The organism is Calothrix sp. UHCC 0171, from assembly GCF_034931845.1.
GTDB lineage: Bacteria > Cyanobacteriota > Cyanobacteriia > Cyanobacteriales > Nostocaceae > Brunnivagina.
Genome location: NZ_JAYGHN010000003.1, coordinates 68107 through 82835, shown reverse-complemented (window position 1 = coordinate 82835; position 14729 = coordinate 68107). Strand labels below are relative to the sequence as shown.

Below are 14729 nucleotides of genomic sequence, written 5' to 3'. Positions count from 1 at the left end.
ACTACAGCCAATTACCCATCAAAAACAAGTACACTAACTAATATATTTAAATATCATTTTCAATAATTCCGCTTGAGTAAAGGGTTTAGTTAAATAACCTGAAGACCTCACCATTTTTGCCTTTGCTCTGTCAATAAATCCAGTTCGACCCGTCACCATAATAATTGGCGTATCTTTAAATATTGAATGTCTCCTTAATAAGGAACACAACTCATATCCATCTAAATTTGGCATTTCCACATCCAATAAAATTAAATCTGGTTTGTGGCGGAGAATTTGCATTAATGCTTTTACCGGATCATTAATCATCACCACTGCAAAATTGCTTTCATCCAGAAAGTGCTTGATCGAATTTAAAACAGTCGGACTATCATCTATACATGCAACTGTATAAACTTTTTTAAATTGCTGTGACTGGGGAACTTCTAGATTATTACCGACCGAATTAAATCCAATACTGCTAGATACTTGCTGTGGTAAATGTTGTAATGAACTTGATGACACCTCCACACCTTCGGGAGTCGTAGCCCCTGGAGAATATAATGATTCCTGCTCTTTGCTAGTTGTAGCAGCAATCGAAACTGAGGAAGATGAGTTATAGCGGCTTCGTAGGTGTCGCTGACAATATTCAACTAACACCCTTAAATCTAAATGACAAAACTTTGGTAATTCATCCAAAGCCGTTTCGCGCTGAAATTCATAACTTCCTTCCTTCAATACCAAAAAGGACTCTAATACTTCCTTCGCTAATTCTTCAATTAAATTACTAGCCTGTGCAGAGGTAATGTAGTTACGGTTAACTAACCAGCAGATAGCTTGATAATCTGCCTGGACAATAGATTGGTTATCATGCTTTCCTTCAAACAACAATCGCATTTGCGTCCGGGTGGAACCGCTTAGTGCTGGTATTTGTTTGCTCAAACGCTCAAGATGAGCATCAAGCCAATCAAACAACTGATTGGAATATGAGGCGTAAGTCAACTTACCTTCCTCAAGATAAAGTGACCAAGAAATGACTCCGGTCAAAACTTTTAAGCAACCAGTGGCACGGCGACTTGTTAATTGTGCCAATAACGATAGTGGGTGTAACTTTTGAAAAACCCTGTAGCTATCGAGTGGAGTTGTACTCATTTTGTCTTTTACCTAAACTTCATCCGTAGGTATAACCGAAATTTTTTGACAATAACTTCAGTTGCTCTTAACTCAAGCAATTTAATCATTTTTTGTAAGTTTATATACAACAAACAATACTAATTGAATTGCTATAACTGAGTCATATCAGTATTTGTTAGTAATTGCGAACTCCTGATGAATGTTCTATTTGTAATCAATATACTTGCTTATACTGAGATTACCAAAGATTTCGAGGCTGATGCTGAAAAAAGTATGAAGACTAAATGAAGGCATTTTGTTGAGTTTCAATATTATGTTACATCCTCCAATACGCTTCGGTTAAGCAAAAATGGCTATTGGCGGTTAGCTTTTAGAATCAATTGCGTATAGATGATTAAGTCTTATTTTTACCCTTTTCCTCCCTAACCGAACTGTATTGTTACATCCTCCACAAAAATAGTATTATCAGTAGTAGACATCATTTTGATGCTAAGTATTAATACTTAGTTTGTCTTTAATTTGATAATGCCATTGAACAAATTATACCCTTGTAGATAAGTTAAGTATTGCTACCTGTATACTTTTATTTTTTAAAGCCTTAATTACCCCGTCACACATAAGTAGTAGGTTTAATTATTTTTCAGCAAATATTAATTGAGAAGAATTTATCTTGGTTTTGTTGAAGAGAAAATTGAGTAATATTTAATACTAATTGCTTTTGTTAAAATCTGTTGTGAGAGAATGAAAAGATACTTTTAGCAGGGAACGAAGAGTCTCAAAGAGTTGTAGAGGTCGTTATAGAAGTAACTAACTGCGATCGCACGGAGTTAGCCATATTTTTACTAATACTAAATGTTTTTATTACTACTTTTATATATTTAAGTGTATTTGATTTGACTTAGTAAATAACTAGGTCAGTCTATGCATAATTTTGATCAACCATAAGTTAAAGTTAAAAGCCAGCTTTCTCAAGAAGCTGGCTTTTTGCAAAGTTGATTATTTAAGTTTTTAAATGCGGATGAAAGGACTTGAACCTTCACACCTTACGATACTAGAACCTAAATCTAGCGCGTCTGCCAATTCCGCCACATCCGCATAGACTTAGAGCATAGCAAATTATTACAGTTTTGGGAAGGGGTAAAATCAAATGTCATTTCTCCGAGTCAATCTCAACCCGTAAATTTTAGCTTGGGGAACCACTAGATAATTCATCTGGGCGAAGCTGTAGCGCCATTCAGCATTACATAAGATACGAAGGAAGAATACAGAGTTTAGACTAGCAGAGAGATTTTGATGTTTTTTAACCATCATGTCGCCTGCTGGCATCAGTTCACTTAAAAGATGTATTTTTATTTTTGAGAAAATTAATATACATTAGGAACCAGGTTTTTGTTGCAAAATAATTAGCTGTCGGTAGATTTTCTTTTGCAAACCTTCATTGCTTTGTAAATCAACAGTTATTCTATTAAAACGGTCGATACTTAAACCATTATTTTCGACTATTTGTTGTGAGTCTTTACAATACCTGATAGCAATATCTTTAGCTTTGCCAGGAAGGGCATTAAAGCTATTAGAATCATTACAAATTATTTTGGGTACTTCAGTATTTCCAATAATTTTCTTAATCTCTTCAAATGCTTGCTGTCTGGGTAACTCCATTGCGAGTACCGCTTTAGCATAATTTACTATTTCCGTAGCATTTACATTTTGGTTTTGAGCCTGAGCTTGAGAATTAAACATTACTGTTCCCACAAGTAGGCTAGCTGCGGTAAAGCTACTTAATACAAGAGAACTGCGAAGCATTTGATTAAATTTGAATGACAAAGAACAGTGTAATTTCAGCATTATCATGTGAAAGAAAAACTACAGTACGTATATCGTAATCACCATGAATTATTTTGTGAGTCAGAAGTTCCACAGTGGGAAATATATATCAAATATGTAACTTATTTTTAGCTTCGCTGACATACTTGACAAAGTTGAATAACTTTGGTTTGTAGTGTAGGTAATTCGGGCGCACCTTGCTTTAAACTTACTTCTAATTCTAATAATAGGGGAAGAGTCGAGATTAATTTTGTGAGTGACAGTGATTTTATTTCCTGTTGGAGAAAATAAATTCGCTTGGGGTTTCCAATCTCAGCTGCTTTTGCTATCTCTTGGGGATTTTTCTCGCCACTTTCAACCATCATTTTTACCCATAACCAAGTACGGAATTGTCCAATCAATGTTGCAACTATGCGTAAACTTGGCTCCGATGCACCCAGAAGTTCGGCAACTAAAGTTAAAGCTTTAGCAGTGTCTCCGGTTCTGATTGCTGTGGCTAATTGCAGACTATTTTGAGTTGTATTTCTAACTAGCTGCTGAATAACTTCTACATCTTGCGGTTTGTTGCTACCCTGAGCGTAAAGACGTATTTTTTCTAACTCATTATATAGTAGTCTGGTATCGTTGCCGACTGCATCCGCCAACATCTCTGCGCTTTGGGGAGTAATTTTGACTTCAACTGCTGCGGCTGCTTGATTAACTGCCCGTATTAAAGCATCTTTATCCCATGGGGAAATTAGGGGAAAAGTATTTATTTGGGCAAATTGTTTAAGTAATTTTGTGGATTTGAGACGTTCGTCGGGTTTGTTGGCAAACGTTAATAATAAATATGAAGATTCGGGAATTACTGGCAAGGTGCGCTGTAATTCTGCTAACACGTTATCGGGACATTTTTGGCAAATATCTGTGTTAGTAAGCCATACCAAACGTCCACCAGCGCCAAAAGGTGGTGTCATGGCTTGGTTTAAAGCTTCAATAATGGCATTTGGTTGTTCGGGAGTGAAGGACGTATAGTTAAAGCTGTTCCAAAGTGGATCGAGAATTCGATCGCGCAATTGCACAACTGCTTTTTCCAAGGCATAATTATCTTCGCCCCAATATATGTAAATTGGCATGAAGGGTTAATGGTTGGTGGTGATTGAGTGGAACTGTGTGGCTGAGAAAAAAGTCTATTCAGGGCATGGTTTCCCGATTACAATATTTACCCATCTGCGTATTGTAGAAAATACCAGATGTCGCGATCGCTATCTTTGATTTTGATAACTGCAATATAGTTCCAACAAAAGATTAAGTTCAACAAAAAATTAAAATTTATTGACTCTTAACCAGGGAACATACCCAAAACATGATGAAATTCAGTGAAATTATTGAGAAAATTGGCGATAATGCCAGCAAAAACAGTCTCATCTCCAATCAAGGGCTAAATCCTGATATTTCTGGAGTTGCATCGATAGATGATGCCGGCAAGGGCAATATTAGTTATGTCGAAGGCACAAAGTTTGCTGCCTTTGTCCACAAAACTAATGCTAGTGCTTTAATCTTGCCCAATAATGAGACTCTGCAAGCACAAGCAAGTGAGCGTGGTATTGCCTGGATTGCTACTAGAGAACCGAAATTCATGTTTGCTCAAGTAGTCGCTATCTTTTACCAACCTTGGCAACCAAAACCAGAAATTCACCCGACGGCGGTAATTCATCCGACTGCAAAAATTGGTACAGATGTCTCCATTGGCGCACATGTTGTCATTCAGCCTCATGTCGAGATTGGTAATAATGTTGTCATTCATCCCAATGTTGTCATTTACCCGGATGTTAAAATTGGCGATCGCACAATTCTCCATGCTAACTGTACCATTCATGAACGGACGCAAATCGGTAACGATTGTACAATTCATAGCGGTGCTGTGATTGGTGCGGAGGGATTTGGTTTTGTGCCGACGGCGACAGGCTGGTTAAAAATGCAACAATCTGGATGTACAATTTTAGAAGATAATGTGGAAGTTGGCTGTAATTCTGCAATTGACCGTCCGGCTGTAGGTGAAACCCGCATTGGCAAAAGTACAATTATTGACAATTTAGTACAGGTTGGTCACGGTTGCAAAATTGGTTTTGGTTGTGCATTGGCGGGACAAGTTGGTTTGGCAGGTGGTGTTGAAGTCGGTAATCGGGCAATCTTGGGAGGGCAAACTGGAGTCGCCAACGAAGTAAAAATTGGAGAAGGTGCGATCGCGGCAGCAAAAGCTGGGATATTAGGAAATATAGAACCAGGAGAAGTTGTCTGTGGAAGTCCAGCAATGCCCCACAAACAATTTCTCAAAGTGTCGGCAATTTTAAGACGCTTACCAGAAATGTATCAAAGTCTTAAACAACTACAAAAATCATAAATTCAAGAATAGGGATTTCCCAGTAATTAAACATTCACTTTTTGTTGGGTGTGTTAGGTATAAGGTGTAACACACCGTCATTTCTTTTTCAGCCACTCAGTAGACGCGGAGAAATTAGAATTGAGAAATTCCTCCTATCCCTGTGTCACATCAAGTTTCGACGAATTAGTGATGATTAATTTCTTTCCACGTCCGCCTATCTCACCATCTCCGCGTCTTATCACCCCATCCCCACCATGTTCCCCATTCTCCCCAAACAAACAGCTTGTACCTACACCCGTGATGGAGTACGCTTAGATGCTGATGTCTACCGTCCCGATGTCAAAGGTGATTTTCCCGTATTACTAATGCGTCAACCATATGGGAGAAACATTGCCTCAACTGTCGTTTATGCCCATCCCAGTTGGTACGCTGCACATGGCTACATTGTCGTGATTCAAGACGTGCGTGGTAGGGGTACTTCAGAAGGTGCATTTCAGCTATTTGCCCATGAAATTGCCGATGGTGAAGATAGCGTTAACTGGGCTGCTAATTTACCAGGTAGTAACGGTAATGTCGGTATGTACGGGTTTTCTTATCAAGGAATGACGCAAATATATGCCGCAATCGCCAAACCACCTGCCCTCAAAACCATCTGTCCTGCGATGATTGGCTATGATTTATACAGTGATTGGGCATATGAGGGTAATGCATTCTGCCTACAAACCAACCTCGCATGGGCACTGCAATTAGCAACGGAAACCGCCAGACTAGGAAAAAATGACAAAGCCTATGGGGCACTATCGGCAGCAGCCCGTAATTTACCTTTGCATGATGAGACTCCCAATTATCCCGAAGTTCTCAAGTTGTTTGCGCCAGAATCTTACTACCACGACTGGATAAAATATCCCCAAAATACCCAAGCAGATAATTACTGGCAAAAACTTTCACCAAAAACCTATCTGCAAAATGTTGACTTACCGATGTTTCATATCGGTGGCTGGTTTGATACCTACCTGCGGGGAACGCTGAATTTATATCAAAATATGGCATCTCGTAGTCAATTCCACCAGCAGCTACTAGTTGCACCTTGGGCACATATTCCTTGGGGTCGAAAAGTCGGGGCTGGGGACTTTGGTGTCAATGCCATTAGTCCGGTAGATAAAATGCAAATATCTTGGTTTAACCAATTTCTCAAAGGGGAAAATACAGGCTTGCTCGATTTGGCTCCTGTTTGGTTATTTGAAATGGGGAGTAATATTTGGCATAATTATAGTAGCCTACCAAAAGCATTTCAAAAATCATACTTTTTGTCAAGCACTGGATTAGCAGGAATATGTGAAGACTCAGGAAGTCTGCTGGAAAATCCAGAATCGATCGCAAATACATTTGATGTGATTGTCCATGACCCTTGGCGACCTGTACCTTCATTAGGTGGACATGCGGGAATCCCGGCTGGTGTATTTGAACGCAGTCATATTGATATTCGGGCGGATGTTTTGACTTATACTAGCGAACCATTAGAACAAGACTTACATTTAACAGGTAGCATAATTGTCGAAATATCTTGCTTTGCTGACAAACCGAGCTTTGACTTATCAGCCATATTTTCCGAAGTAAAACCAGATGGGCAAGTCTATAATGTGACACAAGGATATCGTAATTATCAGGATGGCATGAATGAAAGCACACGCAAAATAGAACTACAGCCAACATGCATACGAATTGCCCAAGGAAATTGCTTACGCTTAAGTTTGAGTGCAGCCTGTTTCCCCGCATATGCGATGAATGCGGGAACAGAAGAGGATATTAGCCAGCAAAAATTAATGAATTCAGAAATTATTACGATTACAGTAAATAGTAGTAATTCGCGCATTTTGCTACCTGTAGTCGCGATCACAGAATAATTTCTGGGTTAATTTCTGCAAAAGTATAGGTATAAAATAATTCCAACTTTGGGAATAATAAATATAACGACATGAGGATGGAGAATTGTCAGAGGAACGTGCATACTGGTTAGCTTGGTCACAGATATCGGGAATTGGTCCAGTATTGCTGCAACGCTTACATCAATATTTTGGTTCGCTACAAACTGCATGGGAAGCAAATGCACAGGAATTTGGCGCAATTGATGGCTTTGGCTGGCAAACTATTCAAAAAGTCGCCAATCAGCGCACCATTTTCCAGAAAAACCATCTGCACCCAGAAAACTTCCTGACACAGCACCTAATTCAAAATCCCCATTTCTGGACACCTACAGATAGCCAATACCCACGTTTACTGTTGGAAACAGCTAGTCCTCCCGCAGTTCTATATTATCGTGGTGAAGTAGAACTCCCAGAAAATCTCGGACAAATACCCCTCGTTGGTATAGTTGGAACTCGCCAACCAAGTGAATACGGAATTAAATGGACAAGAAAAATCAGTACCGTGTTAGCAAAAAATGGCTTTACAGTTGTTTCCGGTTTAGCAGAAGGAATAGACACTGAAAGTCATACAGCAACATTACAAGGTGGAGGACGTACCATTGCCATCTTAGGTACTGGTGTTGATGTTGTTTATCCTGCCAAAAACCAAAAACTTTATCAAGAAATCCTCAAGCAAGGATTAGTCATCAGTGAATATTCTAGCAAAACACCACCAGACCGCGCCCATTTTCCTCGCCGCAACCGCATTATTGCCGGTTTATGTCGTGCGGTGCTAGTCATGGAAGCACCTGAAAAATCCGGTGCATTAATCACAGCAGACTACGCGAATGAATTTGGACGGGATGTTTACACCTTACCTGCAAGAATAGACGATATGCGATCGCAAGGTTGTTTAAAATTACTAACCCAAGGTGCCACACCAATCCTCAAAGAGCTTGACGAACTCTTAAAAATGCTGGGCGCAATCCCTCAACTTGATTTTGTACCCGAACCGGAAGTTGCACCACAGATTCCCCCAGACTTAGCACCCGAATTACAACAAGTTATTGCTATACTTTCATCCACATCATTACCTTTTGATACCATAGTTAACCAAACTGGAATAGAACCGGGATTAGTTTCCAGTGCTTTATTACAATTGGAACTCATGGGATTAGTTTCCCAACAGCCGGGAATGCGCTATCAACGTATTTGATAATGCCAACAACTCATTTCCTGCAATCAGGAATGGGAATTTAATAACTGTAATTCTGAACGAATATGAAATGGTGTGTTATGTGCGCTAATGTATTCGCGTAAAAATAAATTGAACAAGTAGTATGGAGAGGAGTTTCCGGGGAGATGTTCTTCACGTAAAACTCCGGGGAATCTTACAAACCTTTGGTAAATAGGAAGCGAGACGCTTGCACTACTTATTTTTACATGATTCCCAACAGCAACCTACCATTGCTTTAACTTAATATTAACTTTTTAATGGCGATCGCCACAATCCATCGTTATTGTATCAAAAAATATTTAAATTTCGTTAAAGCTATTCTTCCTGCGTATCTTTACTCAAGTCAATGTAAAAAAAATAAGATACAACAGTAATCTCACATACTTAGTATTTAGAAACTCAGATAATTTATTAGTCGCTCTCAAGATAGTTGACTAATTATACATATTAGATGACTAAATTCATCTTTAAAAAAAAGTAAATTAATCAGGAATTCATGAGTAAATTCATGAATATGAATATATTGCTATATGCAAGAAATATACGTTATTGATTCTATTTTCACAAGTAGATAACTTTATGCTAAAAATTTTTATTAATAATTCTTTGATGAATATAGTGGGGATAATCGCCTTATCATTTCCACTGACATTATATATGCCGAAAACTTCTATTTCACAAATAGATATAAAACCAGAAAATCCTCGCCAACAGACTAATAGTTTTATCACAATTAAAGCAGTTGGAGATATTGTTCTGGGAACAAATTATCCTGACTATCGTCTCCCTGGAAATCCTCGTGAACTATTTCCCACACCTGTACGTAATCTCCTCCAAGGAGCAGATATTTTATTTGGAAATTATGAAAGTACCTTAACTAAGCATCCTCACAGTTCCAAAGATGTGAGCAAAGGAATGGTATTTGCATTTCGTTCTCCTCCAGAATACGCAAAATTATTGTCCCAAGTTGGTTTTAACATCATGAGTGTGGCAAATAACCATGCAATGGATTTTGGTTCAGTAGGTTTTGAAGACACGATTAAAAATATCAATTCGGTAGGTGTTAAAGCCATCGGTGAAAAAAATAAAATCGTATATTCTCAAGTAAATAATATTCCTGTTGCCTGGATTGGATTTTGCTTTTACAACTATTGTAATCAAGTGCAAGATATTCAAAAAGCCACAGCACTAGTAAAACAGGCGAAAAAAAATGCCCAAATAGTAATTCTTTCTATGCATATTGGTGGAGAAGGTAAAGATGCTCTTCATGTTCGCGATCGCACTGAATTTTTCTATGGTGAAAATCGTGGTAATTCCTTACGTTTTTCTCGCGCAATGATAGATGCAGGTGCAGATTTGATTTTGGGTCATGGACCTCATGTACCCAGGGCAATGGAAGTATATAAAGGTAAACTTATCGCTTATTCCTTAGGAAATTTTTTAGGATATAAAACATTTTCCACAATTGGTGAGAAAGGTAATTCTTTGATTTTAGAAGCTAAGTTAAATCAAGATGGTGATTTTGTTTCCGGTAAGATTACTTCGCTGCGACTCAATAAACAAGGTATACCCCAAGTCGATAAATCTCATCAAACTAGTAAACTAGTCAACTTCTTAACTAAGAATAATTTTCCTAATGGCAAATTGACTATTACTCCTCAGGGTGAAGTAATAGTCAAGAAAAAATAAAGAGAAATATCCAAATTAGAATTAATCCAGTGCCATTCTAACCAGGTAAATTCATAGCAATAAACTGATGTACAGCTAAATTATATAAGTCAAAAACGCAAAATAATTGTAGTGCGGAGAGGAGTTTCCGGGGAGATATTCTTCACGGAAAACTCCGGGGACGGAAAGCCCGCGTCTCATATACTAACCAAAACGTCCTTCAATATAATCTGCTGTTTGTTGTTTTACAGGATTATTAAAAATAATGTTTGTGTAGTCAAACTCAACCAACTCACCCAGGTACATAAAGCCTGTAAAGTCGGACACACGAGCAGCTTGTTGCATATTGTGGGTGACAATGAGAATTGTCACTTGCTCTTTGAGTTCACCAATCAACTCTTCAATACTACCTGTAGCAATCGGGTCAAGGGCAGATGTCGGTTCGTCAAACAATACAATTTCCGGGTCTGTAGCCAAGGCGCGGGCAATACATAAACGTTGCTGCTGCCCTCCGGAAAGGGATGTACCTGGCTCTTGCAAACGGTCTTTAACTTCATTCCATAAAGCTGCCCCACGCAAGGCTGTTTCAACTTTCTCATCAATCACTCTTTTTTTCCTTTCTCCCCTAACCCGTAGCCCATAGGCTACATTCTCATAAATTGATTTGGGGAAAGGGTTAGGTCTTTGGAAAACCATACTAATCCGCATCCGCACTTCAATGGGGTCTACCTTAGGACTGAGGAGATTGACAGCATCAGGTTCTAGGGCAATTTCTCCTTTGTACTTGTTTCCAGGGTAGAGGTCATGCATCCGATTAAAGCAGCGTAGCAGAGTTGTTTTCCCACAGCCAGAAGGACCAATCAATGCCGTCACTTTTTTTTCGTAGACGGGCATCATAATATCCTTCAGGGCATGTACTTTACCACCATAATAAAAATTTAGGTAGTTAACCTCAGCTTTCAAGGAAAATTGTTTGGATGATTCTTTCACTTCTACCATTTGATCTTTTTCCGTAAACGATAGCGAAGATAAATTGCTACACCATTCATCATCAAAGTCATGAACACAAGCACAAGACCCGCAGCAGCAGCAGCAACCTGAAATTCTTCCTGAGGACGATCAGTCCAATTGAACATTTGGATCGGTAAAACTGTGTAAGGGTCAAACAAATGAGTTGGCAAGAAAGCAATAAAAGCAACCGCACCAACCACAATCAGGGGAGCTGTTTCGCCAAATCCTCGCGCTAGTGCAACAATGATTCCCGTCAGAATTGTGCCGAAAGCATAGGGAAGAACATGATCCCAAACGGTTTGCCATTTAGAAGCACCACAAGCATAGGCTGCTTCGCGGATACTACTAGGAATCGCCCGAATTGCTTCGCGGGTGGCAACAATGATTACTGGCAGCACTAAAAGCGCCAACGTCAAACCAGCAGCGATAACACTACGGTCTAGTTTTAAGCCGTAGACAAATAAACCCAAACCTAAAAGACCATAAATAATCGAGGGTATTCCAGCTAAATTGGCTACATTAATCTCGATTAAGTCAGTAAACCAGTTTTTGTAGGCATATTCTTCCAGATAAATACCTGCGGCAATTCCCAGGGGAATCGCGGCTGCCGCAGTCACTAAAATTACAATTGTACTTCCGACCCAAGCCGCATAAATTCCCGCCTCTAAGGGGTCACTACTGGGAAATGAAGTCAAAAATTGTAAATTGAGCCGGGGTAAACCATCAAGAAATAAATCAACTATCAGTGCTAGTAAGGTACCGATCGCAATCAGCATACATAGCAAACCGATAAGGCTAAAAATCTGGTCTGATAGCTTGTTGCGGGCAATGGTTTGGCGAATTTGTTGAATATTTTGACCTGTCATATTAATAGACTTCCCGATAGCGCTTGGTCAGGAAATGACCAATAATATTGAATACTAAAGTCATTAACAGCAAAGTTAAACCAACTGCAAAAATAGTTTGATACTCCAAGCTACCGTAAGGAATATCACCTTTACTTACTGAAACAATATAAGCAGTCATAGTTTGCGATGGCTCCATCGGATTCCAAGTGAGGTTAGGTTGTCCACCAGCTGCGATCGCAACTACCATTGTCTCACCAATTGCACGGGAAATTCCCAAAATATAAGCCGCAGATATCCCAGAAATCGCCGATGGTAATATAACTCGCACTGCCGTTTGGAAGCGGGTAGCACCTGTAGCATAGGAAGCCTCCCGCAAATAATCAGGAACTGAGCGCATCGCATCTTCGGAAAGGGAACTAACGTAAGGAATAACCATTATCCCCATCACCATCCCCGCACTCAACATATTTGAGTAGGGTAAATCGGGTAAAAATTGTTGTAACAGGGGTGTGACAAACAGCAGGGCAAAATAGCCATAAACCACAGTTGGAACACCAGCCAACAATTCCAAAGTTGGTTTGACTATTTCTCGCACTGCCACATGAGCAAATTCGCTCAGGTAAATTGCTGCAATGGTTCCCAGGGGTATGGCTACACACAATGCCACAAAAGTTGTCACCAAAGTCCCAGATACCAAAGTAATAATCCCAAAGTGCTTTTCTTCAAACAAAGGAGTCCACTGGGTGTCTGTTAAAAAATCCCAGACAGATACTTCCTTGAAGAATGAGGCAGACTCGTACAGCAAGATAGAGATAATTCCTACCGTAGTGACGATGGAAGAAAAAGCTGCAAGAAATAAGATCGACTCTATTACCTTTTCTCGCAAGTTTCGCAATACTTTGGGGGATAGCCCTGTCAGTTGAGATTGTTTTGCTAATGTTTTAGTCACTACTCTCCCTTTTGATGTAAATGGTTAGTAAGTAGGAAGGTGCAATTAAATATAAAACCTCTGTAGGATGGGTTAGCGCAGCGTAACCCATGTAGAATAGGACTTTGATGCGTTACGACTATGCCTAATACCATTTCACGAAAAATCTGATACAGATGTAAATCCTGAAAGCTTTGCTGCATCTAAGTTTTTTAATTGCGTTAGCGAAGCTCTTCCGAAGGAAGCATTGCGACTTGCGAATTGTGAATTGGTATAACACATCCTACCTTTGATTAAACCTGGCTACTTATCTGAAGTTTTGATTTCAGAAAAAAACCACAGCAGATGCATCCTCGTATCTAATGAGATAGAAGAAGATTGCTGTGATTTTTGATTAGCTCATAGCCAAAATATAATGCACCCATCACGTTTAATCTTTGACTTTAGTCTTTGGGTGTTGCTAGCAATTCGTTAACTTTCACGCCAATTTTTTCTTTACCGCCAAATACGGAACCCGTTTTTTTCTGGTTGAAACGAGCCAAGACTGAGTTATAAACATTACCAGGTAGAGCTACGTACTTAACTTTTTTGTTGATGGCAGCACCATTTTTCAGGTAATACTGAACAAATTGCTGAACTGCTGGATTACTAGCAGACTTAGCGTTGACATATATAAAGATAGGACGAGATAGAGGGGTGTATTTACCACTTTTAATGGTAGCTTCAGAAGGCTGTACGCCGTTAATAGCTACAGCTTGGAGCTTGTTCTTATTTTCTTCGTAGTAAGCATAACCGAAGTAAGAGATGGCACCCTTATCGCGGAGAACCCCATTTACTAGTACGTTGTCATCTTCAGAAGCTGTGAAATCACCACGACTAGATTTAGACTTACCATTAACTGCTTCAGTGAAGTAGTCGAAGGTTCCAGAAGCAGTTCCAGGAGCAAACAGTCTGATGGGAAGATTGGGAAAACCAGAACGGATTTGATTCCAGTTGGTAATTTTTCCCTGTGCTGTGGGTTCCCACATTTTCTTGAGTTCTGCAACGGTTAGGTTTTTAGCCCAAGTATTTTGCTTGTTGATCACAACTGTCAAACCATCGTAAGCTACAGGAAGCTCAATATATTTGATACCAGCTTTTCTACACTCGTCAATCTCTTTTTGCAGAATGGGACGAGAAGCGTTGGAAATATCAGTTTCCCCACGACAGAATTTTTTGAAACCACCACCAGTTCCAGAAACACCAACGGTAACACGAGCTTTACCACCAGTGGCTTTGGTAAATCCTTCTGCTGCGGCTTCAGTCAAGGGGAAAACTGTGCTAGAACCGTCAACTTTGACTACACTTTGGGAATAAACCGCAGGTATTGCTACAGCTAGAGTAGCTACCGCAGTCAAAGCGCCTAATACCATCGGGGCTTGACGATTAGATTTGATATTCATCTTCATCTTCTAAATGCTCCTCACTTTGGGGTGGCAGGTAAATTTCTCATGATTCCAATCTCAATCAGAATCAGCTTAATACTTGGTAATAAATTATTGTGTTCACCAATCTAAATGACGTGGTGTTGTCGCTGAATGTGAGGCTCTTATTCCTCAAGAATTGTCGTAAACCATACCAACCAAAGTATATTTATTGATGTTTAAGCCCTAATTATCTTTTTTAAGAGAAAAATCATATTTTTGAACAAGACATTGTGGAAAGTACGCTAATAAAAATTTAACTAATACAATATAAAAATAATAGTTGCTATTACTTTCATCTCTAAATACTTGAAAATACTCAAATAAATATAATACTTAAACAAATCATAAAATGCTCTAAAATAGCA

Annotated in this window: 11 protein-coding genes and 1 tRNA gene; 4 read left to right on the top strand and 8 right to left on the bottom strand. The window is 39.2% G+C overall.

Translation table 11 applies throughout. The annotated features are described in order from the left end of the window. Positions 1-33 precede the first annotated feature (33 nt). The 4 genes from VB733_RS03790 to holA form a co-directional block, all read right to left on the bottom strand. A complete protein-coding gene (locus VB733_RS03790; RefSeq protein WP_323338784.1) occupies positions 34-1131 on the bottom strand; it encodes a response regulator in 1098 nt (365 codons plus the stop codon). Between the two features lie 995 nt (positions 1132-2126). Next, positions 2127-2208: transfer RNA gene (locus VB733_RS03785), tRNA-Leu, on the bottom strand. Positions 2209-2487: 279 nt separating this feature from the next. Next, positions 2488-2916 carry a DUF4168 domain-containing protein gene (locus VB733_RS03780; RefSeq protein WP_323338783.1) on the bottom strand — a complete coding sequence of 143 codons (429 nt, stop codon included), beginning with the start codon at positions 2914-2916 and terminating at the stop codon, positions 2488-2490. A 149-nt stretch (positions 2917-3065) separates the two neighbouring features. After that, the gene (gene holA / locus VB733_RS03775) at positions 3066-4052 is read right to left on the bottom strand and encodes a DNA polymerase III subunit delta (protein ID WP_323338782.1); all 987 of its coding nucleotides are present in this window, start codon (positions 4050-4052) and stop codon (positions 3066-3068) included. 233 nt (positions 4053-4285) lie between these two features. On the opposite strand from holA, the gene lpxD reads away from it, so the two are divergent. The 4 genes from lpxD (at position 4286) to VB733_RS03755 (ending at position 10132) form a co-directional block, all read left to right on the top strand. Next, positions 4286-5320, top strand: a complete 1035-nt coding sequence (gene lpxD / locus VB733_RS03770; RefSeq protein WP_323338920.1) for a UDP-3-O-(3-hydroxymyristoyl)glucosamine N-acyltransferase — start codon at positions 4286-4288, stop codon at positions 5318-5320. A 236-nt stretch (positions 5321-5556) separates the two neighbouring features. After that, complete coding sequence (locus VB733_RS03765; RefSeq protein ID WP_323338781.1) at positions 5557-7206, top strand: CocE/NonD family hydrolase; 1650 nt, start codon at positions 5557-5559, stop codon at positions 7204-7206. 85 nt (positions 7207-7291) lie between these two features. Next, positions 7292-8422, top strand: a complete 1131-nt coding sequence (dprA, locus tag VB733_RS03760) for a DNA-processing protein DprA (protein ID WP_323338780.1) — start codon at positions 7292-7294, stop codon at positions 8420-8422. Between the two features lie 600 nt (positions 8423-9022). Further along, on the top strand, positions 9023-10132 hold the full coding sequence (locus tag VB733_RS03755) for a CapA family protein (protein WP_323338779.1): 1110 nt from the start codon (positions 9023-9025) through the stop codon (positions 10130-10132). A 183-nt stretch (positions 10133-10315) separates the two neighbouring features. Here VB733_RS03755 and pstB read toward each other — a convergent pair whose 3' ends face one another. From pstB to VB733_RS03735, 4 genes are all read right to left on the bottom strand, one after another. Then, the gene (gene pstB, locus VB733_RS03750) at positions 10316-11110 is read right to left on the bottom strand and encodes a phosphate ABC transporter ATP-binding protein PstB (protein ID WP_323338778.1); all 795 of its coding nucleotides are present in this window, start codon (positions 11108-11110) and stop codon (positions 10316-10318) included. Continuing rightward, positions 11104-11988 (bottom strand): phosphate ABC transporter permease PstA, encoded by an 885-nt coding sequence (gene pstA / locus VB733_RS03745; RefSeq protein ID WP_323338777.1) that lies wholly within the window; start codon positions 11986-11988, stop codon positions 11104-11106. The genes pstB and pstA overlap by 7 nt, the downstream gene beginning before the upstream one ends. 1 nt (position 11989) lies before the next feature. Further along, on the bottom strand, positions 11990-12919 hold the full coding sequence (gene pstC / locus VB733_RS03740; RefSeq protein ID WP_323338776.1) for a phosphate ABC transporter permease subunit PstC: 930 nt from the start codon (positions 12917-12919) through the stop codon (positions 11990-11992). Between the two features lie 422 nt (positions 12920-13341). Beyond that, a complete protein-coding gene (locus tag VB733_RS03735) occupies positions 13342-14340 on the bottom strand; it encodes a PstS family phosphate ABC transporter substrate-binding protein (protein WP_416336287.1) in 999 nt (332 codons plus the stop codon). Positions 14341-14729: the final 389 nt, after the last annotated feature.

Bases quoted from the DNA above. Each gene is read 5' to 3' on its own strand.
- VB733_RS03790 (WP_323338784.1), bottom strand. From the start codon at position 1,131: ATGAGTACAACTCCACTCGATAGCTACAGGGTTTTTCAAAAGTTACAC.
- VB733_RS03780 (WP_323338783.1), bottom strand. From the start codon at position 2,916: ATGCTTCGCAGTTCTCTTGTATTAAGTAGCTTTACCGCAGCTAGCCTA.
- holA (WP_323338782.1), bottom strand. From the start codon at position 4,052: ATGCCAATTTACATATATTGGGGCGAAGATAATTATGCCTTGGAAAAA.
- lpxD (WP_323338920.1), top strand. From the start codon at position 4,286: ATGAAATTCAGTGAAATTATTGAGAAAATTGGCGATAATGCCAGCAAA.
- VB733_RS03765 (WP_323338781.1), top strand. From the start codon at position 5,557: ATGTTCCCCATTCTCCCCAAACAAACAGCTTGTACCTACACCCGTGAT.
- VB733_RS03755 (WP_323338779.1), top strand. From the start codon at position 9,023: ATGCTAAAAATTTTTATTAATAATTCTTTGATGAATATAGTGGGGATA.
- pstB (WP_323338778.1), bottom strand. From the start codon at position 11,110: ATGGTAGAAGTGAAAGAATCATCCAAACAATTTTCCTTGAAAGCTGAG.
- pstA (WP_323338777.1), bottom strand. From the start codon at position 11,988: ATGACAGGTCAAAATATTCAACAAATTCGCCAAACCATTGCCCGCAAC.
- VB733_RS03735 (WP_416336287.1), bottom strand. From the start codon at position 14,340: ATGAATATCAAATCTAATCGTCAAGCCCCGATGGTATTAGGCGCTTTG.